The 24,095-nt window shown below is 69.0% G+C and carries 25 protein-coding genes; 10 read left to right on the forward strand and 15 right to left on the reverse strand.

What is annotated here, in order from left to right; translation table 11 throughout:
* The 4 genes from AC4GYY_RS05260 to AC4GYY_RS05275 all read right to left on the reverse strand — a co-directional run bounded on the left by AC4GYY_RS05260 (position 1) and on the right by AC4GYY_RS05275 (position 4,731).
* The gene (locus AC4GYY_RS05260; RefSeq protein ID WP_491119307.1) at positions 1-1,479 is read right to left on the reverse strand and encodes a circularly permuted type 2 ATP-grasp protein; all 1,479 of its coding nucleotides are present in this window, start codon (positions 1,477-1,479) and stop codon (positions 1-3) included.
* 385 nt (positions 1,480-1,864) lie between these two features.
* Complete coding sequence (gene dxs, locus AC4GYY_RS05265; protein WP_491119162.1) at positions 1,865-3,784, reverse strand: 1-deoxy-D-xylulose-5-phosphate synthase; 1,920 nt, start codon at positions 3,782-3,784, stop codon at positions 1,865-1,867.
* A gap of 45 nt (positions 3,785-3,829) precedes the next feature.
* Positions 3,830-4,288 carry a Fur family transcriptional regulator gene (locus tag AC4GYY_RS05270; protein ID WP_491119163.1) on the reverse strand — a complete coding sequence of 153 codons (459 nt, stop codon included), beginning with the start codon at positions 4,286-4,288 and terminating at the stop codon, positions 3,830-3,832.
* 62 nt (positions 4,289-4,350) lie between these two features.
* Positions 4,351-4,731 carry a MerC domain-containing protein gene (locus AC4GYY_RS05275; RefSeq protein WP_491119164.1) on the reverse strand — a complete coding sequence of 127 codons (381 nt, stop codon included), beginning with the start codon at positions 4,729-4,731 and terminating at the stop codon, positions 4,351-4,353.
* Between the two features lie 94 nt (positions 4,732-4,825).
* Between AC4GYY_RS05275 and AC4GYY_RS05280 the strand changes: the two genes are divergently transcribed.
* The 6 genes from AC4GYY_RS05280 (at position 4,826) to AC4GYY_RS05305 (ending at position 11,291) form a co-directional block, all read left to right on the forward strand.
* The gene (locus AC4GYY_RS05280; RefSeq protein WP_491119165.1) at positions 4,826-5,866 is read left to right on the forward strand and encodes a COX15/CtaA family protein; all 1,041 of its coding nucleotides are present in this window, start codon (positions 4,826-4,828) and stop codon (positions 5,864-5,866) included.
* Complete coding sequence (cutA, locus tag AC4GYY_RS05285; protein WP_491119166.1) at positions 5,863-6,177, forward strand: divalent-cation tolerance protein CutA; 315 nt, start codon at positions 5,863-5,865, stop codon at positions 6,175-6,177. Before AC4GYY_RS05280 ends, cutA begins: the two co-directional genes overlap by 4 nt.
* Positions 6,178-6,314: 137 nt before the next feature.
* Positions 6,315-6,794, forward strand: a complete 480-nt coding sequence (rplM, locus tag AC4GYY_RS05290; protein WP_491119167.1) for a 50S ribosomal protein L13 — start codon at positions 6,315-6,317, stop codon at positions 6,792-6,794.
* Positions 6,795-7,343, forward strand: coding sequence for a 30S ribosomal protein S9 (gene rpsI / locus AC4GYY_RS05295; protein WP_491119168.1), 549 nt, complete (start codon positions 6,795-6,797; stop codon positions 7,341-7,343).
* Positions 7,344-7,624: 281 nt separating this feature from the next.
* On the forward strand, positions 7,625-9,691 hold the full coding sequence (locus AC4GYY_RS05300) for a TonB-dependent receptor (RefSeq protein ID WP_491119169.1): 2,067 nt from the start codon (positions 7,625-7,627) through the stop codon (positions 9,689-9,691).
* Between the two features lie 289 nt (positions 9,692-9,980).
* On the forward strand, positions 9,981-11,291 hold the full coding sequence (locus AC4GYY_RS05305) for a M20/M25/M40 family metallo-hydrolase (protein ID WP_491119170.1): 1,311 nt from the start codon (positions 9,981-9,983) through the stop codon (positions 11,289-11,291).
* A 138-nt stretch (positions 11,292-11,429) separates the two neighbouring features.
* Here the strand turns inward: AC4GYY_RS05305 and mmsB are convergent, their stop codons facing one another.
* The 6 genes from mmsB to AC4GYY_RS05335 all read right to left on the reverse strand — a co-directional run bounded on the left by mmsB (position 11,430) and on the right by AC4GYY_RS05335 (position 17,163).
* The gene (gene mmsB / locus AC4GYY_RS05310) at positions 11,430-12,305 is read right to left on the reverse strand and encodes a 3-hydroxyisobutyrate dehydrogenase (protein ID WP_491119171.1); all 876 of its coding nucleotides are present in this window, start codon (positions 12,303-12,305) and stop codon (positions 11,430-11,432) included.
* 129 nt (positions 12,306-12,434) lie between these two features.
* Positions 12,435-13,217: an enoyl-CoA hydratase-related protein gene (locus AC4GYY_RS05315; RefSeq protein ID WP_491119172.1), complete on the reverse strand. Its 783-nt coding sequence runs from the start codon at positions 13,215-13,217 to the stop codon at positions 12,435-12,437.
* Positions 13,218-13,226: 9 nt separating this feature from the next.
* A complete protein-coding gene (locus tag AC4GYY_RS05320) occupies positions 13,227-14,273 on the reverse strand; it encodes an enoyl-CoA hydratase/isomerase family protein (RefSeq protein WP_491119173.1) in 1,047 nt (348 codons plus the stop codon).
* A gap of 15 nt (positions 14,274-14,288) precedes the next feature.
* Positions 14,289-15,434, reverse strand: coding sequence for an acyl-CoA dehydrogenase family protein (locus AC4GYY_RS05325; protein ID WP_491119174.1), 1,146 nt, complete (start codon positions 15,432-15,434; stop codon positions 14,289-14,291).
* Between the two features lie 9 nt (positions 15,435-15,443).
* Positions 15,444-15,641 (reverse strand): hypothetical protein, encoded by a 198-nt coding sequence (locus tag AC4GYY_RS05330; RefSeq protein WP_491119175.1) that lies wholly within the window; start codon positions 15,639-15,641, stop codon positions 15,444-15,446.
* Positions 15,642-15,666: 25 nt separating this feature from the next.
* Positions 15,667-17,163 carry a CoA-acylating methylmalonate-semialdehyde dehydrogenase gene (locus AC4GYY_RS05335; protein ID WP_491119176.1) on the reverse strand — a complete coding sequence of 499 codons (1,497 nt, stop codon included), beginning with the start codon at positions 17,161-17,163 and terminating at the stop codon, positions 15,667-15,669.
* Between the two features lie 100 nt (positions 17,164-17,263).
* Here AC4GYY_RS05335 and AC4GYY_RS05340 point away from each other — a divergent pair, with 100 nt between their 5' ends.
* A complete protein-coding gene (locus AC4GYY_RS05340) occupies positions 17,264-18,139 on the forward strand; it encodes a LysR family transcriptional regulator (protein ID WP_491119177.1) in 876 nt (291 codons plus the stop codon).
* 7 nt (positions 18,140-18,146) lie between these two features.
* On the opposite strand, the gene AC4GYY_RS05345 is transcribed toward AC4GYY_RS05340, so the two are convergent.
* Together AC4GYY_RS05345 and AC4GYY_RS05350 are read right to left on the reverse strand one after the other, a co-directional pair.
* Complete coding sequence (locus tag AC4GYY_RS05345; protein WP_491119178.1) at positions 18,147-19,097, reverse strand: RcnB family protein; 951 nt, start codon at positions 19,095-19,097, stop codon at positions 18,147-18,149.
* Between the two features lie 107 nt (positions 19,098-19,204).
* A complete protein-coding gene (locus AC4GYY_RS05350; protein WP_491119179.1) occupies positions 19,205-19,687 on the reverse strand; it encodes a GAF domain-containing protein in 483 nt (160 codons plus the stop codon).
* A gap of 300 nt (positions 19,688-19,987) precedes the next feature.
* On the opposite strand from AC4GYY_RS05350, the gene arfB reads away from it, so the two are divergent.
* Positions 19,988-20,410 (forward strand): alternative ribosome rescue aminoacyl-tRNA hydrolase ArfB, encoded by a 423-nt coding sequence (gene arfB, locus AC4GYY_RS05355; protein ID WP_491119180.1) that lies wholly within the window; start codon positions 19,988-19,990, stop codon positions 20,408-20,410.
* 152 nt (positions 20,411-20,562) lie between these two features.
* Here the strand turns inward: arfB and AC4GYY_RS05360 are convergent, their stop codons facing one another.
* Positions 20,563-21,219 (reverse strand): RluA family pseudouridine synthase, encoded by a 657-nt coding sequence (locus tag AC4GYY_RS05360; protein WP_491119181.1) that lies wholly within the window; start codon positions 21,217-21,219, stop codon positions 20,563-20,565.
* Positions 21,220-21,266: 47 nt separating this feature from the next.
* Between AC4GYY_RS05360 and AC4GYY_RS05365 the strand changes: the two genes are divergently transcribed.
* Both AC4GYY_RS05365 and AC4GYY_RS05370 read left to right on the forward strand, forming a co-directional pair.
* Complete coding sequence (locus AC4GYY_RS05365) at positions 21,267-22,037, forward strand: M15 family metallopeptidase (RefSeq protein WP_491119182.1); 771 nt, start codon at positions 21,267-21,269, stop codon at positions 22,035-22,037.
* A 19-nt stretch (positions 22,038-22,056) separates the two neighbouring features.
* Positions 22,057-22,659 (forward strand): hypothetical protein, encoded by a 603-nt coding sequence (locus AC4GYY_RS05370; protein ID WP_491119183.1) that lies wholly within the window; start codon positions 22,057-22,059, stop codon positions 22,657-22,659.
* A gap of 3 nt (positions 22,660-22,662) precedes the next feature.
* Here AC4GYY_RS05370 and queE read toward each other — a convergent pair whose 3' ends face one another.
* Both queE and queC read right to left on the reverse strand, forming a co-directional pair.
* Entirely contained in the window at positions 22,663-23,295 is a 633-nt protein-coding gene (queE, locus tag AC4GYY_RS05375) for a 7-carboxy-7-deazaguanine synthase (protein ID WP_491119184.1), read from the reverse strand.
* Positions 23,292-24,005 carry a 7-cyano-7-deazaguanine synthase QueC gene (gene queC, locus AC4GYY_RS05380; RefSeq protein WP_491119185.1) on the reverse strand — a complete coding sequence of 238 codons (714 nt, stop codon included), beginning with the start codon at positions 24,003-24,005 and terminating at the stop codon, positions 23,292-23,294. Before queC ends, queE begins: the two co-directional genes overlap by 4 nt.
* Positions 24,006-24,095 lie beyond the last annotated feature (90 nt).

Raw genomic sequence — 24,095 nt, forward strand, 5'->3', positions numbered from 1 at the left:
TCAGCCGCGCCCCTGCGACTGGGTCATCCCGCTCATGCTCTGCGTCTGGCGCTGCGGTGCGTCGGGCATCAGCACGAAGCTGTCCTTGGTCCCGCCGCCCTGCGACGAATTGACGACCAGCGAGCCCTCCTTGAGCGCGACCCGCGTCAGCCCGCCGGGCACCACCTGCACCCCCTTCGATCCGCTCAGCACGAACGGCCGGAAGTCGACATGGCGCGGCGACAGCCCCGAGTCGGCGAGCGTCGGCACGGTCGACAGCGCCAGTGTCGGCTGGGCGATGTAGCGATGCGGCTCGGCGATCAGCGCGGCGCGGAACTCCTCGATCTGCGCCTTGGTCGCAGTCGGGCCGACGAGCATGCCGTAGCCGCCCGAGCCGTCGACCAGCTTGACCACCAGCTTGTCGAGATTGGCGAGCGTATACTTCAGCGCCTCGGGCTCGCGACAGCGATAGGTCTCGACGTTCGGCAGTTTCGCCTCCGCCCCCGAATAGAAGCGGACGATCTCGGGCATGTAGCTGTAGATCGCCTTGTCGTCGGCGATGCCGTTGCCCGGCGCGTTGAGGATCGCGACGTTCCCCGCGGCATAGGCTGCGATCAGCCCCGGCACGCCGAGCGCCGAGTCCGGGCGGAACACCAAAGGATCGAGGAAATCGTCGTCGATCCGGCGGTAGATCACGTCGACCCGCACCCGCCCGGCGATCGTCCGCATGTAGACGACGTCGTCGTCCACCACGAGGTCGGCCCCCTCGACCAGCTCGATCCCCATCGAATCGGCGAGGAAGCTGTGTTCGTAATAGGCCGAGTTGTAATGGCCGGGCGTCAGGACGACGCAGGTCGGGGCCCCCGCCGATCCCCGCGGCGCGACCGAGCGCATCGTCTGGAGCAGCAGGTCGGGGTAGCTGTCGACCGCCGCCACCCGGAACATCCCGAACAACTCGGGACACAGCCGCACCATCGCCTCGCGGTTCTCTAGCATGTAGCTGACGCCGGACGGCGTGCGCGCATTGTCCTCCAGCACGAAGAACTGATCCGGCCCGGTGCGGACGAGGTCGATCCCGCAGATATGCGCCCAGACGCCGTGCGGCGGGCGGATGCCGGCGATCTCGGGCCGGAACTGCGGATTGCCCAGGACGAGATCGGCGGGGAGCACGCCCTCTTTCAGGATGCGGCGCTCGCCGTAGATGTCGTCGAGGAAGGCGTTGATCGCCTCGACCCGCTGGACCAGCCCCTCCGACAGCCGCGCCCACTCGTCGGGCAGGAACACGCGGGGCACGATATCGAACGGGATGATCCGCTCGGACGCCTCGCTCTCGCCATAGACCGCGAAGGTGATGCCGAGCTGGCGGAAGGTCGCCTCGGCGGCGTGCTGACGGCGGCGGAGCTCGTCGGCGGGCGTGTCGGCCAGCCAGCGCCCGATCGCCGCCAGTTCGGGCCGGGCTTCGGCCCCTGCCCCCATGATCTCGTCGAACGCCTGCCCCATCGAATGCGGTAACGCCTCCGTCACGATATGGTCGCATCGTGAAGGCAGATTGTGCGGCGCACAAGGGGGCGGCGGCGGAGCCCGCCCCTCTCGTCACCCCGGACTTGATCCGGGGTCGCGCTGCCTTGCTGACCACGATAGCACCGGAAACCGCGTGTCGCACCAGCGTAAACGCCGCAACCCACCGGCAGAACCCCACCCCCATGCATCCGATGAAAGTGAGATCACCTGTTCGTCGGCCAGGCAAATGCATGAAGTTACTTAGTGCGATAGGGGGCGCGGATACCGCAAGAACAATACCGAAAGCGAGAAAGTATCAAATCATAGAAAGAGAGTAGCGCTGCAGTCCACTTGGCCTTCTCGGCCGCTTCATCGTCGATGATCGCTAAGCACTCGCCGCAGCGGTCGCCTCGTTATGCCGCAGCGCCTTCAGCACCGTCGCGACGATCGCGTCCGCGTCCAGCCCCGCCTCGGCATACTGCGTCTCGGGCTTGTCCTGATCCTGGAAGCGGTCCGGGAGCCGCATCGTGCGGATCTTGAGCCCGCCGTCGGTCAGCCCCTCGTCGCTCGCCAAGGTCAGCACATGCGCACCGAGCCCGCCGACCGCACCCTCCTCGATCGTCACGGCGACCTCGTGGGTAGTCAGCAGTCGGCGGATCAGCGCCTCGTCGAGCGGCTTGGCGAAGCGCAGGTCGGCAACCGTAGTCGACAGCCCCTTCGCCTCGAGCTGCTCGGCGGCGCGCAGCGCCTCGCCCAGCCGCGTGCCGAGCGAGAGGATCGCGACCGTCTTGCCCTCGCGGACGATCCGGCCCTTGCCGATCTCGATCACTTGCGGCTCGGGGGGGATCGCCACGCCGGTGCCGTTGCCGCGCGGATAGCGGACCGCGATCGGGCCCGAGTCATGCTCGACGCAGGTGCGGACCATATGGACCAGTTCGGCCTCGTCGGCCGGCGCCATCACCACGAAGTTCGGGAGCGTCGCGAGATAGGTGACGTCGAACGACCCGGCGTGAGTCGCGCCGTCCGCGCCGACCAGCCCGGCGCGGTCGATCGCGAAGCGCACCGGCAGGTTCTGGATCGCGACGTCGTGGACCACCTGGTCGTAGGCGCGCTGGAGGAAGGTCGAATAGATCGCGCAGAACGGCCGCATCCCTTGCGCCGCCAGCCCGGCGGCGAAGGTCACCGCGTGCTGCTCGGCGATGCCGACGTCGAAGGTCCGCTCGGGATGGCGCGCCGCGAACTTGTCGACGCCGGTGCCGCCCGGCATCGCCGCAGTGATCGCGCAGATCCGCGGGTCTCGGTCGGCCTCGCGAGCGAGCGCCTCGCCAAAGACGTTCTGGTATTGCGGCGGTCCTGGCGGGGCCTTGGCCTGCGCGCCGGTGATGACGTCGAACTTCTGGACGCCGTGATATTTGTCCGCCGACGCTTCCGCGGGGCCGTAGCCCTTGCCCTTCTGGGTGACGACATGGACCAGGATCGGGCCTTCGGCCGCGTCGCGGACGTTCTCCAGCACGGGGATCAGGTGCTCGAGATTGTGGCCGTCGATCGGCCCGATGTAATAGAAGCCCAGCTCCTCGAAGAGCGTGCCTCCCATCGTCATCCCGCGGGCGAACTCGTCCGTCTTGCGCGCGGCCTCGGCGATCGGCCGGGGCAGCTTCTTCGCCAACCGCTTCAGCTGCTCGCGCAGGCCCAGGAATTCGCGGCTCGACGCGATCCGCGAGAGATAGGCGGAGAGCCCGCCGACCGGCGGCGCGATCGACATGTCGTTGTCGTTGAGGATCACGACCAGCCGGTTGCCCGCCGCCTCGGCGTTGTTCATCGCCTCATACGCCATGCCCGCCGACATCGCGCCGTCGCCGATGACGGCGATCGCCTTGCCCGGCCGATCGTTCAGCTTGTTCGCGATCGCGAAGCCGAGCGCCGCCGAGATCGAGGTCGAGCTGTGCGCGGCGCCGAACGGGTCGAACTCGCTCTCGCTGCGCTTGGTGAAGCCCGAAAGCCCGCCGCCCTGCCGCAGCGTGCGGATACGATTGCGCCTGCCCGTCAGGATCTTGTGCGGATAGCATTGGTGCCCGACGTCCCAGATCAGCCGGTCGTCGGGCGTATTGAACACGTAGTGGATCGCAGTCGTCAGCTCGACCACGCCGAGCCCCGAGCCGAGATGGCCGCCGGTCGTCCCGACCGCGGAGATCACCTCCTGGCGCAGCTCGTCGGCAAGCTGGCGAAGCTGCTCGGGCTGGAGCTTGCGAAGGTCGGCGGGGGTCGCGACGGAGTCGAGGAGCGGCGTCTCGGGAAGCGCATTCATCGGCGCGGTTTAGCGAAGCGCCCGCCGCTTGTCATTATGTGTCCGTCAGGCGCAGCCGGCGCATTTCCCGCGCACCTCGATCACGGGCCGGACGGGCCGGAAGCCGGCGGCGCTGGCGGCGGTGCGGACGCCCTGCGTGATCCGGTCGTCGTCCAGATGCGTGATCTGCCCGCAGGCGTCGCAGACCAGGAAGATGCAGTCGTGGAGGCAATCGGGATGGGCGTTCGCGACATAGGCGTTCGCGCTCTCGACCCGGCTCGCCAGGTTGGCGCCGACGAACAGGTCGAGAATGCGATAGACGCTGTTGGCGGCGACCCGGCGCTCCTCGGCACGGCTCATCGCCTCGGCGATGTCATAGGCGCTCGCGGGCTTGCCGAAGCCGGCGAGCGCGCGGAACACGCCCTCGCGCATCGCGGTCCACTGCTCGCCCGAGCGCTCCAGCGTGCCGCGCGCGGCGGCGACCAGATCGGTCCCCTGCGGTTCGTGATGATCGTGCCCCGGCATCGCCCGAAGGTAGGACCGCGGCGGGCCTGCGGCAAGCGCCGCCGACCGTGCCCGCGCCGATCTCAGGCGGTGGCGCGGCGGTTCAGATCGTGGCCGAGCGCGAGGACGCCGACGCCCACCACCGTCCAAACCGACTCCATCCCGGAGGCGTCGTGCGGCAAGCTCAGCGCGCCCGCCATCACCCCCAGCCCGAGCGACCCCATCGCCGCCGGCATCATGTAGCCGTGCGCGATCGCGCCGCGCCCGAGCGCCACCGCTCCCAGCCCGATCGCGATCGTCAGACCGACCTCGTGGATGATCGGCGCGCCCAAGATGCCGCCGGCGGCGGACAGCATCGCCAGCATGATCGAGGTGGCGATACAGTGGACGACGCACAGCCCCGAAAGCCCGATCGCCAGGCGATCGAGGCTCGCGCCGAGGCCGAGGCGAGTCGTGACGGTCATCGGTCAGGAATGTAGGCGGGGCGACCGCACGTTACAACGTCACATTTGCGGACCGCGCTTGGACATTCGCGGCCCGGAAGCGTATCGGGCGGGGATGCTCCAGCTCAGTCCGCAGTTCATGACGCGCGCGCGCCCGCTCGCGCTGTCCCGCTGGTTGTTCGTCGTGGCGGCGATGATCGTCGCGATCGTGGTCGTCGGCGGCGTCACGCGGCTGACCGAATCGGGGCTGTCGATCACCGAGTGGAAGCCGATCTCCGGCGTGATCCCGCCGCTCACCGACGCGCAGTGGCAGGCGGAGTTCGCCGCCTATCGCCGCATCCCGCAATATGAAGCGCTCAACGCCGGCATGACGCTCGCCGGGTTCAAGACGGTCTTCTTCTGGGAATATGTCCACCGGCTGCTCGCCCGGCTGATCGGCTCGGTCTTCGCGCTGCCGCTGATCTGGTTCGCGATCCGGCGGCAGATCCCGCGCGGCTACGCCTGGCGGCTGGTCGCGCTGCTCGCGCTCGGCGGCCTGCAAGGCGCGATCGGCTGGATCATGGTCAAGTCCGGCTTCGCACCCGATCGGACCGAGGTCGCGCCCGCGATGCTCGCGGCGCATCTGCTGACCGCGCTGGTGACGCTGGCGGGGGTGGTCTGGACCGCGCTCGACCTGCGCGCGCTCGACCGCGATCCGTACGCCCGCCCCGCGCGGCTGACCTCGATCGCGGCGCTGACCGGCGCGGCGCTGTTCGTCCAGCTGCTGCTCGGCGCGCTCGTCGCGGGGATGCGCGCGGGGCTGGTGACCAACGAATGGCCGCTCATGAACGGCCGCCTCTTCCCGGGTCCGACGCTGTCGGGCGAGAGCCTGGGCGCGATGCTGACCGCGGACCCGGCGATCGTCCACTTCGTCCACCGCTGGTGGGCGTGGGTGGTCGTGGCGATGGTCGTCCTCCTCGCCCGTCAGGCCCGGCGGGCGGGCTCGCGTCCCGCCTCGATCGCGATCCATGCGGTCGTGGGGACGCAGATCCTGCTCGGCATCGCCACGGTGATGGCCGGGGTGCCGATCTGGCTCGCGGCGCTCCATCAGCTGACCGGCGCGCTGCTGGTGATCGCCACCGCCTGGGCCGCGCACGCGATCGGGGCGTGGCGATGACGATCGCGCTCGTCCACGTCACCTTCGCCGAGGCCGAGGAAGCCGAGCGCGTCGCGCAGCAGGTGATCGAGGAGCGGCTGGCCGCCTGCGTCAACCTCGTCCCCTGCGCCTCGATCTTCCGTTTCGAGGAGGAGGTGCAGACCGCGCACGAGATCTCGGCGACGTTCAAGACGCTGCCGACCCGCGCCGCCGCGCTCGCCCGGCGGATCGGCGAGCTCCACGGCTACGACCTGCCCGTGATCGAGAGCTGGCCGGTCGCCGCGCCCGACGTGGTGGTTCAGTGGGTGAGCGAGGCGACGGCGCCGGAGTAACCCGCCTCCGGGTACGTCGTTACCCGTCGCGAAAGCGGCCTGAACCTTGACTTTCTGCCTGCGCCGTCGCATTCGGCCGCCACGGCGCCGGTCCCGCGGGATCGGCGCGTTTCGTTTTGCATGAGGTCCAAAGAGCCATGAAGGCGCTGATGAAGACCACCAAGTCGGCCAAGCCGCACGAGGTGGAGAAGAAGTGGCACATCGTCGACGCCACCGACCTGGTGGTCGGCCGCGCCGCGGTGGTGATCGCCAACGTGCTGCGCGGCAAGCACAAGACCAGCTTCACCCCCCATGTCGATTGCGGCGACAACGTCATCGTCATCAACGCGGATAAGGTGCGGTTCACCGGCAACAAGCTGGGTCAGAAGGTCTATTACAAGCACACCGGCTATGCCGGCGGCATCAAGAGCATCACCGCCGAGAAGGTGCTGGAAGGCCGCTTCCCCGAGCGCGTGCTGGAGAAGGCCGTCGAGCGGATGATCCCGCGCGGGCCGCTGGGCCGCGAGCAGATGCGCAACCTGCGCATCTTCGCCGGGTCCGAGCATCCGCACGAAGCCCAGAACCCCGAAGTCCTCGACATCGCGGCGATGAGCCGCAAGAACAAGGTGGGCGCCTAAATGTCCGACAACCGCCAGTCCCTCTCCGATCTCGGCGCCGCGCTCCAGCAGCAGCGCGAGACCGCCGTCGAAGCCTCCGACGAGCGCGCCGACGCCTATCTCTCGGGCCAGATCGACGAGCCGGTCCAGCGTGCGCCGCTGCGGGCGCAGGAGCTCGACAAGCAGGGCCGCGCCTACGCGACCGGCCGCCGCAAGGACGCGGTCGCGCGCGTCTGGCTCAAGCCCGGCACCGGCAAGATCACGATCAACACCCGCGATCAGGAAGTCTATTTCGCGCGCCCGACGCTGCGCCTCGTCATCAACCAGGTGTTCGGCATCACCGAGCGCGAGGGGCAGTATGACGTGATCTGCACCGTCAAGGGCGGCGGCCTCTCGGGCCAGGCCGGCGCGGTGAAGCACGGCATCAGCCAGGCGCTGACCAAGTACGAGCCGGCGCTCCGCGCTCCGGTGAAGGCAGCGGGCTTCCTGACCCGCGACAGCCGTACGGTCGAGCGCAAGAAGTACGGCCGCGCCAAGGCCCGCCGCAGCTTCCAGTTCAGCAAGCGCTAGCGCTGACGCGGCCTGGGATCGCGGACGCTATTCCAGGACTCGCGTCGAGCCGGCCGGCGAGGCGGCTCCACCGCCTCGACCGACGTCACGGATTTACTCCGTGACGGCGATCCGACGATCAGAGAGGGCGGTCCGGCAGCGGCCGCCCTTTCCGCGTCTGGTGAGCAAATGCAGCAAAGGCGCCGCTCGCCCGACAGCAACCCCGCACCGCGCCCTTGACCGGAACTCCCATCCGCGAGATCGGTATTCGCCGGCAGGGATCATGAGGCGATGTTGGCACCGTGTGGGAAGGCGTCTCGCGCTCCTTCGGACGTCTTGCGGGAATGGTTCTCCTTGCGCTCGCGTTGCCGTTCAGCGCCGGAGCGCAGGCGGTTGAGGATCAGAGTGCGCTAAAGGATCCGAAGGCCGACGACGTTGTGGTTTATGGCCGCGCCATCGCGCAGATTGGCACTGCGACAACGGGGTCCCAGGGCGTGGTCGGTTATAGGGATTTCGAAGACAAGCCGCTGAGTCGCGTCGGCGAGCTGGTCGAGAACGTGCCTGGCGTAATCGCGACCCAGCACTCGGGTACCGGCAAAGCCAATCAATACTTCCTCCGCGGCTTCAACCTCGATCACGGCACCGACTTCGCCGGGTTTGTCGATGGCGTCCCCATCAACATGCGGACGCACGGCCATGGGCAGGGCTATCTGGACCTGAACTTCCTGATCCCTGAGCTCATCGAGCGGATCGACTACCGGAAAGGACCTTTTTTCGCCGACGTCGGCGACTTTTCCGCGGCCGGCACGGTCAAGTTCAGCACCGCAAGCCGGCTCGCCGCGCCGCTCGCCGAGGTGACATTGGGAAGCTTCGGCTACTACCGCGCGCTCGCGGCAGGCAGTACTTCCTTGAGCACAGGAGACCTGCTGGTTGCGCTGGACGGCACCTTCTCGGACGGCCCATGGACGCTCGACGAGAATCTCCAAAAGGTGAACGCGCTCGTCAAATACTCGACCAATGCCTGGAATGTTGGCTTGTCCGGCTACCACGCGACCTGGAACGCGACCGATCAGGTGCCACAGCGGGCAATCGAAGCTGGATTGATCGGACGTTACGGCAACATCGACCCGTATCTGGGGGGCGAGACAACTCGCCTGGGTCTGACCGGAAACGGCAAGTTCGGCAGCACCGAAGTTAACCTGTTCGCGCTCTACTACCGGTTTTGGTTAACCTCGAACTTCACCTATTATCTCGACGATCCGATCAACGGCGACGAGTTCCAGCAGCGCGACCAGCGCGGCGTGTTCGGCGGATCGCTGCGACACACGATCGACGCATCGGTGGCCGGGGTTCCGGTGGCCTTCGCCGTCGGTGGCGACGCGCGTTACGATCACATCGGCAAGATCGGCCTTTATCACACGGTCCGAGCCGTCCGTATCGGTACCACCCGGCAGGATCAGGTCGATGAATATTCCGGGGCGCTGTACGTCGAGAGCGCGGCATCGCTCACCGATCGGTTACGGCTGGTGCTCGGTCTTCGCGGCGATCTGTACGGCTACAGCGTGGGTGGCGAGACCAACCCGGCGAACTCGGGCGATGGATCGGACGGCATTCTCGGGCCCAAGGCCGCGCTGGCATGGCGTGCGACCAACCATCTTGAACTCTACGCAAACTATGGTGAGAGCTTCCACTCCAACGACGTCCGCGGCGCGACCATCCGGTTCGATCCGAAGACGGGCGAGCCGGTCGATCGGATGCCCGTCCTGGTCAAGGCGCGCGGCGCGGAGTTGGGTGCGCGATTGGAATACCGGCGCTTCACGGCCTCGATCGTCGGCTACTATCTGAGCCTGGATTCGGAGCTCGTGTTCTCAGGCGATGGAGGTTCGACCGAGCCGAACGAAGCGACCCGCCGCTACGGTACCGAAGCAACGATGTTCTGGCGTCCGACCAACTGGCTGACGCTGGACGGTGCGGCGGCGTTCACCCACGCCCGTTTTCATGACGTCGCCCCCGGCCAGACGCGCATCCCCAACTCGGTTGACAATGTGCTTTCCGCCGGTGCCGCGCTTAACCTCGGCCACGGCCTGTCGGGCTCGCTCCGGCTCCGCCACTTCGGTTCCGCGCCGCTGATCGAAGACGACAGCGCGCGTTCGACTCCAACGACCTTGATCAATCTCGGTGGCTACTGGCAGTGCGGCAGGACAAGGCTCGGCATCGATCTGCTCAACGTCCTTGGTTCGCGGGATAATGACATCACTTACTTCTACACTTCGCGTTTGCCCGGCGAGCCGAGCGGCGGCATGGACGATTACCACCTTCATCCGGTCGAGCCGAGGCAGGTGCGCGTGTCGCTTCGCTATACCTTCTAGGCTCGCAAGGCGTTCGGTCGAGTTGCGCCGCGAAAGCTGCCGGTCCGCAAACACCGACGATCGAGCATCCCCCACCGTCGCCCGGCCCTGTGCCTGGGTCCGCCTCGGATGCATGCGGCTGCCTGCGCGCCGTGGCCCAGTTGCGAGGCGCTGGTCGAGCCCGGATCAGCCCCTAGCAAAGTTGGAGCAGCCGTGCTGACGTAGGCGCATGGGCAACACAGTCTCCTTCGCCTCCACCCGCGTCGCGCCGGCGCGACGGTCGGGTTGCCGTTCGGGCAAGGCGCCGGATGTGTCGTTTTCCCGGAAACTTCGGAAACTTCGGGCCGGTCTGCTCCTTGCGCTTGCCCTCCCAGGCCCGGCGCTCGCCCGCGAGGCACCCTCCCCCGCCCGCCTCCGCGCCGACGTCGAGTCGCTGGTGGCGTTCGGCACCCGCCACACCTTGTCCTCCACCACCGACCCCAAGCGTGGGATCGGCGCGGCGCGGAGCTGGGCGGCGAAGCGGTTCGCGACGCTGTCCAGGCAATGCGGCGGGTGCATCACCGTCGAGCGCCTCGCCCGCCGCTTCACCGGCCTGCGCGCGCCGGACGGCGTGGTGGTCGAGGACGTGCTCGGCATCCAGAAGGGCTCCGACCCCAACCGTTACGTCATCGTCGGCGGGCACATCGACAGCCGCGTCACCGACGTGATGAACGCCACCGCCGACGCCCCCGGCGCGAACGACGACGCCTCGGGCAGCGCGCTGGTGCTCGAAACCGCCCGCATCCTCTCGAAGGAGAAGTTCGCCGCGACGATCGTCTACGTCCTCTTCTCCGCCGAGGAGCAGGGGCTATGGGGCGCGACCCTCCTCGCGCAGACCGCCAAGGCGCGCGGCTGGCAGGTCGATGCGATGCTCAACAACGACATCGTCGGCAATTCGGTCGGCCAGGATGGCTTCGTCGTCGCCGACCGGGTTCGGGTCTTCTCCGAGGGCATCCGCGCGTCCGAGTCGCTGGCGGATGCCACCGACCGCCGCGGGCTCGGCGGCGAGGACGACGGCCCCAGCCGCGCGCTCGCCAAGGCGATCGACGGCGTCGCGGCGACGATCCCCGGCGGCCTCGACGTCTTCGTCGACCGCCGCCCCGACCGCTTCGGCCGCGGCGGCGATCACGAGCCATTCCTGCGCGAAGGCTATCCCGCGGTCCGCTTCACCGTCGGCGCGGAGAATTGGGACCGCCAGCACCAGGACCTGCCCGCCACGCCCGGCCCGATCGGCGACACCGTGGCGGGCATGGACTTCGACTATCTGGCCAAGGTGACGGCGATCAACGTCGCGACCTTGGCGAGGCTGGCGGCGGCTCCGGCTGCGCCGGACGGGGTGACGGTCTCAGGCGATCTTTCGCGCGATACGGTGGTGGCGTGGAAGCCGACGCCGGGCGCGACGGGCTATGTCGTCCGCTGGCGACGGACCGATACGCAGGACTGGTCTGGCTCAGCGAAGGTGTCGGGGGCGACCTTCACGGCGACGGACGTGCCGGTGGACGACCATTATTTCGGCGTGTCGGCCGTGGCGGCGGACGGAGCCGAAAGCCTGGTGACGTTCGCGGGCAAGGCGAAGAAGTGACCCATACCTCCCCGGCACGGGGAGGAGCCACGAATGTGGCGGGTGGGGCAGCCGCGGGTCGCTTCGTCGCGACCGTCGCGCCTGCCGCTGCCCCACCCGCGCCCTTCGGCGCTCCTCCCCGTCCCGGGGAGGTATGCGCTACTTCAGCGTCCGGATGATCCCCGAGAAGTCCTCGCCGCCGTGCCCGGCGTCGACGAACGCCTGGTACAGTTCGGTCGTCTTCTTCCCCGTCGGGACGACCGCCCCGCCTTCCTCCGCCGCCGCCATCGCGAGGCGCAGGTCCTTGAGCATCAGCGCCGCGGCAAACCCGCCCCGATAGTCGCGGTCGGCCGGGCTCTCCGGGCCGACGCCGGGGACCGGGCAATAGCTCGTCATCGACCAGCTCTGCCCCGTCGCCTTGGAGGAGATGTCGTAGAACACCTGCGGGTCGAGCCCGAGCTTCTGAGCCATCGCGAACGCCTCGCAGGTGACCGTCATGGTCGCGGCGAGGATCATGTTGTTGCACATCTTGGCGACCTGCCCCGCGCCGCTCGCGCCGGCGTGGATCACCGCCTTGCCCATCTGCTCGAGGTAAGGCTGCGCCCGCCCGAACGCCTCATTCGAGCCGCCGACCATGAAGGTCAGCGTCCCGCCGTTGGCCGCCGCGATCCCGCCCGAGACCGGCGCGTCGACCGCGAGCAGCCCTTTGGCGGTCGCCTGCTCGGCCAGCTTGCGGGCGGTGGCGACGTCGATGGTCGAGCAGTCGATCAGCACCGCCGACGGCGCGGCGTTGGGGAAGACGGCCTCGGTATAGACTTGCTCGACGTGCTTGCCCGCGGGCAGCATGGTGACGATCGCCTCCGCCCCCTCGACCGCCGCGGCGGCGTCGGCGACCGGCAGGCAGCCTGCGGATCTGGCGGCGTCGAGCGCCGCCTCGCTGAGATCGAAGGCCCGGACGTCATGTCCCGCCTTCGCCAGATTCGCGGCCATCCCGCCGCCCATGTTGCCCAGTCCGATGAACGCGACACGTGCCATAATCTCTCCTTGTTAGCCCCTCCCCTTCAGGGGAGGGGTTGGGGTGGGGCAGTCGGCAGGCCCGAGTCTCGTCAAGACGGCACGTCTCCACCCCTCAACCCCTCCCCTGAAGGGGAGGGGCTTGATTGTTTACCGCCCCTTCCAGACTCCCGCGCGCTTCTCGATGAACGCCGCCATCCCCTCGCGCTTGTCCTCGGTCGCGGTCAGGATCTGGAACAGCCGGCGCTCGGTGACGATACCCTGCGCGAGCCCCGTCTCGAACGCGGTGTTGACCATCTCTTTGTTCACCATCGCGGCCATCGGCGGCATCGCGGCGATCGTCTCTGCGGTCTTCATCGTCTCTTCGAGCAGCGACGCGAGCGGAACGACCTTGGCGACCAGCCCGGCGCGCTCGGCCTCGTCGGCGGCCATCATCCGCCCGGTCAGGCACATCTCCATCGCCTTGGCCTTGCCGATGGCGCGGGTCAGCCGCTGCGATCCGCCCATGCCGGGGGCGACGCCGAGCTTGATCTCGGGCTGGCCGAACTTGGCTGTGTCGGCGGCGTAGATGAAGTCCGCCATCATCGCGAGCTCGCACCCGCCGCCCAGCGCGAAGCCGTTGACCGCGGCGATCCACGGCTTGCGGGTGGCGACGACGCCGCTCTGGTAGCCAGAGAAGAAGTCGCGCAGGAAGAAGTCGGCCCCCTCCATCTCGTACATCTGCTTGATGTCCGCGCCCGCCGCGAACGCCTTCTCCCCCGCCCCGGTCAGCACCAGGCAGCGCTGGCCGGTGTCCTTGTCATAGGCGCCGAACGCGGCGGAAAGATCGGCGAGCACGTCGGTGTTGAGCGCGTTAAGCGCCTGCGAACGATTGAGCGTGACGAGCGTCACGGCGCCGCGCTGCTCGACAAGGATGGTGGCGTAGTCGGTCATTCGGCTCTCCTAGTCGTGCGGCGTCCACGCTTCCGCTTCGGCAAGCGGAGCGAGGATCTGGTCGATGACGTGGTCGCTCACGCCCTCCGGGGTCGCCGGGTCCCATCGGGGCGCATTGTCCTTGTCGACGATCACCGCGCGGACGCCCTCCAGGAAGTCGTGGCGCTGCACGACGCGGGAGCCTACGGCGTATTCCTGGCGCAACTCGTCGGCGAAGCTCGCCATCTGCGCGCCGTCGGCGAGCAGGCGGAGCGAGACCTTCATCGTCTGCGGCGACTTGGTGCGCAGCGTCGCCAGAGTCGCGGTCGCGAAGGCGCCGCCATCGGCTTCGAGCGCGGCGAAGACATCCTCAAGCCGATCGGACGCGAACAGCCGATCGATATCGGATTGATGATCGAGGATGTTCGGCCGGTCGGTCGCCGACGCGGCGGTGGACAGGATCGTCTCGACGTCGCCGTCGCTGGCGATCAGCCGATGCTTGACGCCTTCGAGCTCGGCCGCCGGGATGAAGTGCGTCGCCAGCCCGAGCGCCCGGCACTCCGCGCCGTCGAGCCGGTGTCCGGTCAGCGCCAGATACTCGCCGATCCGCCCGGGTAGCCGCGACAGATACCAGCCGCCCCCGACGTCGGGGAACAGCCCGATCCCGGTCTCTGGCATCGCCAGCTTCGTGTTCTCGGTCGCGACGCGGAAGCGGCACGGCTGGCTGATGCCCACGCCGCCGCCCATCGTGACGCCGTCCATGAAGGCGACCGTGTCCTTGACGTAGGTGAACAGCCGGTGGTTCATCCGGTATTCGGTATGGAAGAACTGGCGGGCTTCCGCGCCGTCTTTCGCCCCACTCTCCGCGAGCATGCGGATGTCACCGCCGGCGCAGAAGCCACGGCCTTCGGCATGGTCAATCACGACGCAGCGCACCGCATCGTCGCCCCGCCACGCTTCCAGCGCCTCCAGCACGCCCTCGCACATCGCGGTGTTGAGGGCGTGGAGCGCCTTCGGCCGGTTGAGGCGAATGCGGCCGACGGGGCCGTCGGTCGTGACGATCAGGTCTCCGGTCATCTCGCTTCCCCGCGATTACTGCCGCGTCAGCTCGCGGCCGACGATCATCCGCATCACCTGATTGGTCCCCTCAAGGATCGAATGTACGCGCAGGTCGCGCCAGAAGCGCTCGATCGGATAGTCGCGGAGGTAACCGTAGCCGCCGTGGAGCTGGAGCGCGCGGTCGACGATCGACGATCCGTTGTCGGTCGCCAGCCGCTTCGCCATCGCCGAGAAGCGCGATTTGTCGGGGGCGTTGTCGTTGACCTTGGCCGCGGCGAGATAGAGGAGCGCACGCGCCGCCTCGAGGTCGGTCGCCATGTCGGCGAGCGTGAACTGCGTGTTCTGGAACTCCGCGACCGGCTGGCCGAACTGCTGACGCTCCTTGGTGTAGCGGATCGATTCGTCGAGGCAGCGCTGCGCCCCGCCGAGCGAGCAGGCGCCGATGTTGAGCCGCCCGCCGTCCAGCCCCGCCATCGCGATCCCGAACCCTGCGCCTTCTGCGCCGATCAGGTTGGCGGCGGGTACGCGGCAATCCTCGAAGATCACCTGCGCCGTGGGACTGGCGTTCCAGCCCAGCTTCCTCTCGGGCGCGCCGAACGAGAGACCGGGCGTGCCGTTTTCGACCACCAGGCAGCTAATGCCCTTCGACTTCTCCTCGCCGGTGCGGACCATGACGACGTAGAGGTCGTTATAGCCCGCGCCGGAGATGAACTGCTTGGTGCCGTTGAGCACGTAATCGTCGCCGTCGCGCCGCGCCCAGGTCTTGAGCGCGGCTGCGTCGGAGCCCGATCCCGGCTCGGTCAGGCAGTAGCTGGCGATCTTTTGCATGCCGACGAGATCGGGGAGGAACCGGTCATTGATCTCCTGCCCGCCGAACCGCTCGATCATCCACGTCGCCATGTTGTGGATCGAGATAAACGCGGACGTGGCGGGACAGCCATAGGCCATCGCCTCCATGATCAGCGCCGCCTCAAGCCGGCCGAGCCCGATCCCGCCGGATTCCTCGGCGACATAGATCGAACCGAAACCGAGCTCGCCCGCCGCTTTCCACACGTCCACGGGATAGTGGTGCGTCTCGTCCCATTCCGCCGCGAACGGCGTAATGCGATCGGCGGTGAAGCGGCGCGCGAGCTCCTGAACCTCGCGCTGGTCGTCGGTGAGGTCAAATTGGGTGGTCATGGCCGCCGGCTACTCTTTCACTTCTTCAGCCACGGCAACCACAAGCTGTTCGCCGAGAGCGTAGCCGCGCCTGTAACTCCTATTGTGCCCGTGCTTGATCTCGCTCTCGCGGCTCGCAAGACCTAGCACGGCGTCGGCAATTCCTTTCTTGAAAGAGAGACCATGCCCGTGAGGAACCTCGGCAATTTCTACGGAGATTGTGGTCATGCTGATCGCTCCTTCTCGTCGTCACTCACCCCATCGTCGGGATGACGAAGGCGTTGCCGCCGTCGGGTGAGCCGTCGGGCCACCGCTGGGTGATGGTCTTGACCTTGGTCCAGAACTTCACGCCCTCCATGCCGTGCTGGTTGGTGTCGCCGAACGCGCTGCGCTTCCAGCCGCCGAAGGTGTGGTAGGCGACGGGGACGGGGATCGGCACGTTGATCCCGACCATCGCGACATTGACCCGCGCCGCGAACTCGCGCGCGGCGTGGCCGTTGCGGGTGAAGATCGCGACGCCGTTGCCGTACTGATGCTCGCTCGGCAGCCGGACGGCATGCTCGAAATCGTCGGCGCGGACGATCTGGAGGACCGGGCCGAAGATCTCCTCCTTGTACGCGCTCATCTCGGTGGTGACGTGATCGAACAGGGTCGGGCCGACGAAGAAGCCTTGCTCGTGCCCCTGCAACTCGAACTCGCGGCCGTCGACGACCAGCTCGGCGCCCTCGTCGACTCCGGTCTGGATCCAGTCCTCGATCCGCTTCTTGTGGATCGCGGTGACGACCGGGCCATAATGCGCCTCGGCGTCGGTGGAGACGCCGACGCGCAGCGCCTCGATCGCGGGGATCAGCTTCTCGCGCAGCGCGACCGCGGTCTTCTCGCCGACCGGCACGACGACCGGCAGCGCCATGCAGCGCTCGCCCGCCGAGCCGAACGCCGCGCCCGAGAGATCCGCGACCACCTGGTCGAGATCGGCGTCGGGCATGACGATGCCGTGGTTCTTCGCGCCGCCCATCGCCTGGACGCGCTTCCCCGCCTCGACGCCGCGGCGATAGACGTAGTGCGCGATGTCGGAGGAGCCGACGAAGCTCACCGCCGAGATCGCCGGATGATCGAGGATCGCGTCGACCATCTCCTTGTCGCCGTGGACGACCTGGAGAATGCCCTCCGGCAGCCCGGCCTCGCGGAACAGCTCGGCGAGCCGGACAGGCACCGACGGATCACGCTCGGAAGGCTTGAGGATGAAGGCGTTGCCGGTCGCGATCGCGACACCCGACATCCACAGGGGGATCATACCGGGGAAGTTGAACGGGGTGATGCCCGCGCCGATGCCGAGCGGCTGGCGCATCGAATAGACGTCGATCCCCGGACCCGCTCCCTGGGTATATTCGCCCTTCAGCACATGCGGGATGCCGCAGCAGAACTCGATCACCTCGAGCCCGCGCTGAATGTCGCCCTTGGCGTCGGCGATGACCTTGCCGTGTTCGGAGCTGAGCGTGTGCGCCAGCTCCTCCATGTTGGCTTCGACCAGCGCCTTGAAGTTGAACATGACGCGGGCGCGGCGCTGCGGGTTGGTCGCGGCCCAGCCGGGCTGCGCCGTCTGCGCGGCGGCGACGGCGCGGGCGAGATCGGCCTGGACGCCGAGCGTCACCTGCGCCTGGACCTGACCGGTGTTGGGATCGAAGACGTCGCCCTTACGGGTGCTGGTCCCCGCGCCGCCGCCGGCGATGTAATGGTCGATCTGGCGCATCGCGCTGGTCCTCTCGTCTTCGTTGGCGGGGCGTTTGGGCCTCTCACCGAAGCGAGGCAAGCCCTCGACGTGCAGCCTTGACCTGCATATCCGCAGGTTCATGAACTGGGACGACCTGCGCATCTTCCTCGTCCTCGCTCGCGCGGGGCTGGTCTCGCGCGCCGCGGGCGAGCTGGGGATGGACCCCACCACCGTCAGCCGGCGCGTCCAGCGGTTGGAGAAAGCGGTCGGACAGACTTTGCTGGTCCGCGAGCGCGCCGGGCCGCGGCTGACCGAGGCGGGGCGGCGGCTGCTCGCCGACGCTGAGGCGGTGGAGCGAACGGCGGGGGCGCTCGGGACGGCGGCGGAGGCGCCGCGGGCGATCCTGCGGGTGAGCGCGACCGAGGGGTTCGGGACCTGGTTCATCGCGCATCACATCGGCGCGTTCGCTCGCGAACATCCGAACGTGCAGGTCGATCTGGTGGCGACGAGCGGGTTCCTGAGCCCGTCGAAGCGCGAGACCGACGTGGCGATCCTGCTCGCCCGGCCGCGGCGCGGGCCGCTCGTGACCCGCAAGCTCAGCGACTATGCGCTTCGCCTCTACGCCGCTTCGTCATATCTGGCGGAGGCAACCGCCATCGCCGAAGCGGCCGATCTCCGGCGGCACCCGCTGGTCGGCTACATCCCCGACTTCCTCTACGCGCCAGAGCTCGACTATCTGGGCGAGATCGCGCCGGGGATCGAGCCGGCGCTGCGATCCAGCAGCATTAATGCGCAATATCGGATGATCGCCTCGGGGGCCGGCATCGGCGTGCTGCCGCGGTTCATCGGCGACGCCGACGATTCGCTCGAGCCCGTGCTGCCGGAGGTGACGATCCGCCGCTCGTTCTGGCTATCGACCCACCGCGAGACGCGGCGGCTGGATCATGTCGACCGATTCGTCGCGTGGCTGGCGGCGCTGACGAGCCGCCGGCAGCGTCAGCTGCTCGGCGGCTGATCGGTTCTCAGCGGCAGGTGCACCGGGGCTTGGGCCGCCACGCCCGACGGTGATACACGTGCCGGGCCGGGCGGGTGTAGGTCACGGCATCCTCGAACACCTCGGTCGTGGTCGTGACCACGGGAGTGGAGGTCACCGTCACGGTCGTGAGGGTCGGGCCGGGATAATAATAGCCGTTGGCGTAATAACCGCCCTGCTGGACGACCACCGGCTGCCCGGCCCCGGCCGGCGGCGGCGCATAGCCGACGCCCGGAGGCGGGGGCGGGGCATGGTGCGGAGGCGGAGGAGGCGGCGCGACCGGGACGCCCGCTCCCGAACGCCCGAGCATCCCGTTGCCGCCGGGATAGGGGTAAGGCGCGCCGGGCGCTTCGTAGCTCCCCTGCCCGCCACCATCGTCATAGGCCTCATCGGCATAGCCGTCGTCGGCGTATCCACCGTCTGCATCGCCGGTGCCGTCCCAGTCGACGCCATCGACCGTGTCGTACACCGAGCCCCGGCCGTCGACGAGGACGGCATCGTCATAATAGCGCGACCAATTGTAGCCGTACGGCGGCTGCGAGAGGCCGTAGTCGCCCCAGTTGGTAATGTACCAGTTCGGCGAGAGCCAGTAGCTCGGCAGAACGTAGCCCCGAACCGGGCGGCGGTACGCGCCCCAGCCGCCCGGTGCGCGGCCACCGCCCCACCACTTGCCGCCGATCCGGCCGCCCCAGCGGTTGCGGACGTTGACGTGGACCGAGGTGCGCTGACGCTGCGACTGGCTCTGGTGCTGCCACTGAGCCTGCCATTGATGCTGAGGCGCGGGATGGGGCATCGGCTTGGGGCCGGGGTGCGGCATGCCGCCGCGCGGCGCGCCGCCCATCCGCATCGCGGGACCATGCGCGACCATGCGCTGCGCATCCGCGGCCGCCGCAGTCAAGGTGATCGCGGTCGTCGCCGCCAGCCAGAACGTCCGCGTCATATCGCCTCCCGAACGAGTTTTCCGCAGCCGCAACGCCGCAGGTCGTTAACGGGTTGCTTACCAACGGGCCGGGCAAATCGCCACAGCGCGCTGTGTCCCGAATCGGGTCAGGCGATCCGAGGGCCGAGCAACGCCGCCAGCGCCTCGCCCCCCTGCGCGTCCTGGGCGTCGAAGCGCGAGGGCGTCGGGCTGTCGAGGTCGAGGACGGCGATCACCCGTCCGTCGATCACGATCGGAACCACCAGCTCGGATGCGCTCGCCGCATCGCAGGCGATGTGGCCGGGAAAGGCGTGGACGTCGGCGACGACCTGGGTTTCGCCAGTCGCCGCCGCCGTTCCGCAGACGCCCTTGCCGAGCGGGATGCGGATGCACGCGGCCTTGCCCTGGAACGGACCGAGGACGAGTTCGCCGTCCAGCATGCGGTAGAAGCCGGCCCAGTTGAGATCGGGGAGATACTCCCACACCAGCGCGGCGGCGTTGGCCATGTTGGCGATCGGGTCCGGCTCGTCCGCGGTCAGCGCATCGAGCGCGGCGTGGAGCTGGCGGTAGAGTTCGGGCTTGCTGTCGGCGGTGGGGGTGCTGGTGTGCATGGGGCCTTCTATCGTGCTCCTCCGATTTGGGGAGGGGCGTCGAAGTCACGCTCTTACGGTCGTCGTGGCGCGGCTGGACCGCGCGGAAGAGGTCTGAGATAGGCTTCCATCACGCGAAGTTTCCGAAGTTTCCGGGGAAACGACACAAGCGGGTCCCTCCGGCGAGGCGATGCGCTGCCGCGGACTTTCGATCGCCGCCGCGACGGACAACGAGGCTCGGGATAGCATGGAGCGCCGATTGTAGGACAGCGCGGACGCTTGCCTCTTCCGTGAGGTTCCGGCTCGGCTAAACATGTCGCCATGGTCGCGATCTCCGTCACCCGCTCGATCTCGATCGAGAGCGACGAGCTGGTCGAATCGGCGACCCGCGCCGGCGGTCCCGGCGGTCAGCACGTCAACACGACCGACAGCGCGGTGATCCTGCGGTTCGATGTGGCTGGGTCGCCTTCGCTCCCGGAGGCGGTGAAGGACCGGCTGGCGGCGATCGCGGGATCACGGATGACGCGGGACGGGGTGCTGGTGCTGCGGAGCGAGGGGTCGCGCTCGCAACTGCTCAACCGGCAGGAGGTCCGCGAACGGCTGATCGCCATGATCCAGCAGGCGACGATCGTCCCGAAGAAGCGGCGGCCGACCAAGCCCTCGAAGGGAGCGAAGGAGCGGCGGATGCAGGGCAAGGCGCAGCGTTCGGGCGTCAAGAGCCTACGGGGCCGGGTGGCGGACTGAGGGGATCCGCCGCCGAAACACGCCTGCGGGCGGGCGATGGCCGACGTCGCGATCCCGTCGTTGCGGGCAAAGTCGAGGGACACCGGGCAGCGACCCGCAAGGTGTCTCGACTTGGCTCGACACGAACAGCGGGAGGGGATCGCCTCGATCGCTCAGCCCGCGGCGAACCCCGCCGCGGCGAACCGTTCCGGCCATGGCGCCGCCGCGTGAATCGCCTCCTTGCCGGCACGGGGCACGGTCAACTCGGCGGCGTGGAGCATCATCCCCGCAGGATCGGGACTGCCGTAGACGGGATCGCCGAGCACCGGCACGCCGAGCCCTTCGGCGGCGTGGACGCGAATCTGGTGGGTGCGCCCGGTCGCGGGGCGGAACTCGACCAGCGCGCGGCCGTCCGCCGAGCGCAGCACCCGCCACGAAGTCTGCGCCGACTTGCCCTTCTTCCGGCTGCCGATCATCCGCCAGCCGCCGCCCTCGCTCGAGACCTTGGCGAGCGGCAGGTCGATCGTCCCCTCCTCCGCCGCCGGCACGCCATCGAGGATCGCGAGGTAGCGCTTCTCGACCGCCCCGCCCTCGAACGCTTGCTGGAAGCGCGCGTGCGCCTTCGGATTGCGCGACAGCAGCAGGCAGCCGCTGGTGTCGCGATCGAGCCGATGGACCGCGACCGGCCAGCGCTGAAAGCCGAAGGTCAGGTGTGACAGATGGTTTTCGAGACTGAGCGAACCGTCGCGCGGCGGATCGACCGGAAGGCCGGCGGGCTTGTCGAGCACGATCGCCTCGCCGTCGAGGAAGAGTACGCTGTCCTGGATCATCCGCTGCCCTTGCCACTGCGCGCGGGCGCATGCCAGACGCGGGGGAGATGCCCCGCTCCGCCCTCGTCCCCCAATTCCTGCTGAGCGCAGTGCTGTTCGGCGCGTCGCCCGCGGCGGCGCAGCTGTGCGATGGGGCAAGCGCGGCGCAGAGCGCGGACGGGCGCGTGCTCGGCCACCTGCCCTATGGCGACGTGACTGCGGGCGAGCTGGTCGAGGCGCCGCCCGGCTTCGCGGTGGGCGGCCCTTGCCTGATCCGGCGCGAGGTGCTGCCCGATCTCGCACGACTGCTCGCGGCGGCGGCGGCGGACCCGGCAACCGGCGGACAGCTGCGCGGCCTGTCCTGCCACCGCTCGATCGGGCGCCAGTCGGGCGTGTTCTGCCGCGCGCGGCCGAGCTCGGAGGATCGCGCGATCTCGGTCGCGCCACCGGGGCACAGCGAGCATACGACGGGCTATGCGCTCGACTTCGCGATCCGTCCGCGCGGCGACTGCCCGGACGCGGAGGCGTGCATGGCGGCGACGCCGCCGTTCCGCTGGCTCGTCGCGAACGCGGGGCGGTTCGGGTTCGAGATGTCGTTCCCGACCAGCAACCGGCAGGGCGTGAAGTGGGAGCCGTGGCACTGGCGCTGGGTCGGGGTCGCTGCCGGGGTGCCCGGGGCGGCGCGGGCGCGGTTCGTGTTCGCACGGGCGCGGGCGGAGTTTCCGGCGGACCCGGCGGTGACCGAGCCGGTGGTGGTGCGGGTGGTCCAGCCCGCGCCCTTCATAACGCTGCCCGTGCCGCTGAAGGGGCCGAAACCACGTCGGGTCCGCGGACGATAGGCTTACGAGGGGGAATGACATGACGACTTTGCGGAGATGGCTGGCGGCAACGCTGGCCGGGATGACGGTTGCGGCCTGCGGCACGACCGACACGACGGACACGAGCACGACCAATGTGGCGACCAACACCGCCGTGGCGGCCGACGCCGCCCCGGTGGCCACGCCGACGCCGGCGCGCACCCCGGCGGCCGCGGGCGCGGTGCTGATCGCGGGCGACGGGCTGAGCGTAGCGGGCAAGGCGATCGCGTTTGGGACGCCGCGCGCCGACGTGCTCAAGGCGGTGTCCGCAGGCCTGGGCGGCGCGCCTTCGAAGCAAGGCACCCAGGACGAGTGCGGCCCGGGTCCGCTCGCCTTCGCGTCCTGGGACAAGGGGCTCCAGCTTAACTTCCAGAACGACACGTTCGTCGGCTGGGGCGGCGCGGTGGACCTGAAGACCGCGGCAGGGATCGGCTTCGGCTCGACCCGGTCGGCGGTCGAGGCGGCCTATCATCCGAAGGTCGAGCGGACGAGCCTGGGGACCGAGTTCACCACCGATGCGGGGTTGAGCGGCGTGTTCGAGTCGAACGCGAAGGATGCGAGCGTGTCCGATCTCTGGGCGGGGGTGACCTGCGTCGCGCGGTAGCGACTATCGCAGGCCCAGCTGCTTGTGGGTCTGGATCGACAGCCGCCACCGGGGCCGCGCCATGACGAAGGCGATCGCCGCCTCGCGGTTTGCGGAGGCGTTCGCGTCGTCGAGCGGCTGGACGAGGAAGTTCGCGAAGTCCCAGGCTTCCATCGCGTCGGGATCGCTGCCCGGCTGGGGCCAAACCAGCTTCAGTTCATGGCCGGCGCGCTGGACGGTCTCGCTGCCCGCCTTGGGGCTGATGCAGATCCAGTCGATCCGCGGGTGAACCGGAAGCGTGCCGTTGCTCTCGATCGCGATGCGGAAGCCGGCGGCGTGGAGCGCGTCCACAGCCGCGTCGTCGACCTGGAGCATCGGCTCGCCGCCGGTCAGGACCACGAAGCGGTCCTCCGTTCGCTCACCCCAATGCGCAGCAGCCGCCCGGGCCAGCGCTTCCGCCGTCGCGAACTTGCCGCCGCCGACGCCGTCGACCCCGACGAAATCGGTGTCGCAGAAGCGGCACACCGCGGTCGCGCGGTCCTGTTCGCGGCCGCTCCACAGATTGCAGCCGGCGAAACGCACGAACACCGCGCGACGCCCCGCCTGCACGCCCTCGCCCTGGAGCGTCAGGAACATCTCCTTGACGGCGTAGCTCACGGCTGCGGCGGGGTCACCGCGTAGCGCGTGGGATCGGCGACGCCCGCCTCGGCGAAGCCCTTGTGACGCAGCCGGCAGCTGTCGCACAGGCCGCAGTGAAGGTCGCCCGGGGCAGGGTCGTAGCACGACCAGCTCAGCCCGAGGTCCAGCCCGAGCCGCGTTCCTTCCCGGACGATGTCGGCCTTGGTCATCGTCTGGAGCGGGGCGTTGACGCGGAACGGCTCGCCCTCGACCCCGGCCTTTGTGGCGAGGTCCGCAAGCCGTTCGAAGCCGTCGATGAACTCGGGGCGGCAATCGGGATAACCCGAATAATCGAGCGCGTTGACGCCGATGTAGAGGTCGCGCGCGCCCGCCGCCTCCGCCCAGCCGAGGCAGAGCGCGAGGAAGATCGTGTTGCGCGCGGGGACGTAGGTGACGGGGATGCCCTCACCCACCCCGGCCTTCGGCACGGCGATGTCGGCGGTCAGCGCCGATCCGCCGAACGCGGAGAGGTCAATCGGCAGGACGATGTGGCGCTCCGCCCCGAGCGCCTGGGCGACACGGGCGGCGGCGGCGAGCTCGACGCGGTGCCGCTGATTGTAGTCGATCGACAGCGCCAGCAGGCGATGCCCCGCCTCGCGCGCGAGCGCGGCGGCGACCATCGAGTCGAGCCCGCCCGAGACGAGCACGACCGCCGGAGTGGTTGGGGCCGGAGGGTCCGAAGCAGCCATGATCGGCCGCGCGCTACGCGCTTCGCCCGCGACCGGCAAGAAAAAGGGCCGCCCCGCGATCGGGGCGGCCCAAGGTCAGCTCATCGGAGC

The organism is Sphingomonas sp. SP6 (assembly GCF_058313435.1).

Bases quoted from the DNA above. Each gene is read 5' to 3' on its own strand.
- AC4GYY_RS05275 (WP_491119164.1), bottom strand. From the start codon at position 4,731: ATGACCGTCACGACTCGCCTCGGCCTCGGCGCGAGCCTCGATCGCCTG.
- AC4GYY_RS05350 (WP_491119179.1), bottom strand. From the start codon at position 19,687: ATGCACACCAGCACCCCCACCGCCGACAGCAAGCCCGAACTCTACCGC.
- dxs (WP_491119162.1), bottom strand. From the start codon at position 3,784: ATGAATGCGCTTCCCGAGACGCCGCTCCTCGACTCCGTCGCGACCCCC.
- arfB (WP_491119180.1), top strand. From the start codon at position 19,988: ATGGTCGCGATCTCCGTCACCCGCTCGATCTCGATCGAGAGCGACGAG.
- AC4GYY_RS05315 (WP_491119172.1), bottom strand. From the start codon at position 13,217: ATGACCGACTACGCCACCATCCTTGTCGAGCAGCGCGGCGCCGTGACG.
- AC4GYY_RS05340 (WP_491119177.1), top strand. From the start codon at position 17,264: ATGAACTGGGACGACCTGCGCATCTTCCTCGTCCTCGCTCGCGCGGGG.
- AC4GYY_RS05370 (WP_491119183.1), top strand. From the start codon at position 22,057: ATGACGACTTTGCGGAGATGGCTGGCGGCAACGCTGGCCGGGATGACG.
- AC4GYY_RS05280 (WP_491119165.1), top strand. From the start codon at position 4,826: ATGCTCCAGCTCAGTCCGCAGTTCATGACGCGCGCGCGCCCGCTCGCG.
- queC (WP_491119185.1), bottom strand. From the start codon at position 24,005: ATGGCTGCTTCGGACCCTCCGGCCCCAACCACTCCGGCGGTCGTGCTC.
- AC4GYY_RS05345 (WP_491119178.1), bottom strand. From the start codon at position 19,097: ATGACGCGGACGTTCTGGCTGGCGGCGACGACCGCGATCACCTTGACT.
- AC4GYY_RS05360 (WP_491119181.1), bottom strand. From the start codon at position 21,219: ATGATCCAGGACAGCGTACTCTTCCTCGACGGCGAGGCGATCGTGCTC.
- AC4GYY_RS05365 (WP_491119182.1), top strand. From the start codon at position 21,267: ATGCCCCGCTCCGCCCTCGTCCCCCAATTCCTGCTGAGCGCAGTGCTG.
- mmsB (WP_491119171.1), bottom strand. From the start codon at position 12,305: ATGGCACGTGTCGCGTTCATCGGACTGGGCAACATGGGCGGCGGGATG.
- rpsI (WP_491119168.1), top strand. From the start codon at position 6,795: ATGTCCGACAACCGCCAGTCCCTCTCCGATCTCGGCGCCGCGCTCCAG.
- AC4GYY_RS05270 (WP_491119163.1), bottom strand. From the start codon at position 4,288: ATGCCGGGGCACGATCATCACGAACCGCAGGGGACCGATCTGGTCGCC.
- cutA (WP_491119166.1), top strand. From the start codon at position 5,863: ATGACGATCGCGCTCGTCCACGTCACCTTCGCCGAGGCCGAGGAAGCC.
- rplM (WP_491119167.1), top strand. From the start codon at position 6,315: ATGAAGGCGCTGATGAAGACCACCAAGTCGGCCAAGCCGCACGAGGTG.
- AC4GYY_RS05325 (WP_491119174.1), bottom strand. From the start codon at position 15,434: ATGACCACCCAATTTGACCTCACCGACGACCAGCGCGAGGTTCAGGAG.
- AC4GYY_RS05335 (WP_491119176.1), bottom strand. From the start codon at position 17,163: ATGCGCCAGATCGACCATTACATCGCCGGCGGCGGCGCGGGGACCAGC.
- AC4GYY_RS05320 (WP_491119173.1), bottom strand. From the start codon at position 14,273: ATGACCGGAGACCTGATCGTCACGACCGACGGCCCCGTCGGCCGCATT.
- AC4GYY_RS05330 (WP_491119175.1), bottom strand. From the start codon at position 15,641: ATGACCACAATCTCCGTAGAAATTGCCGAGGTTCCTCACGGGCATGGT.
- AC4GYY_RS05260 (WP_491119307.1), bottom strand. From the start codon at position 1,479: ATGGGGCAGGCGTTCGACGAGATCATGGGGGCAGGGGCCGAAGCCCGG.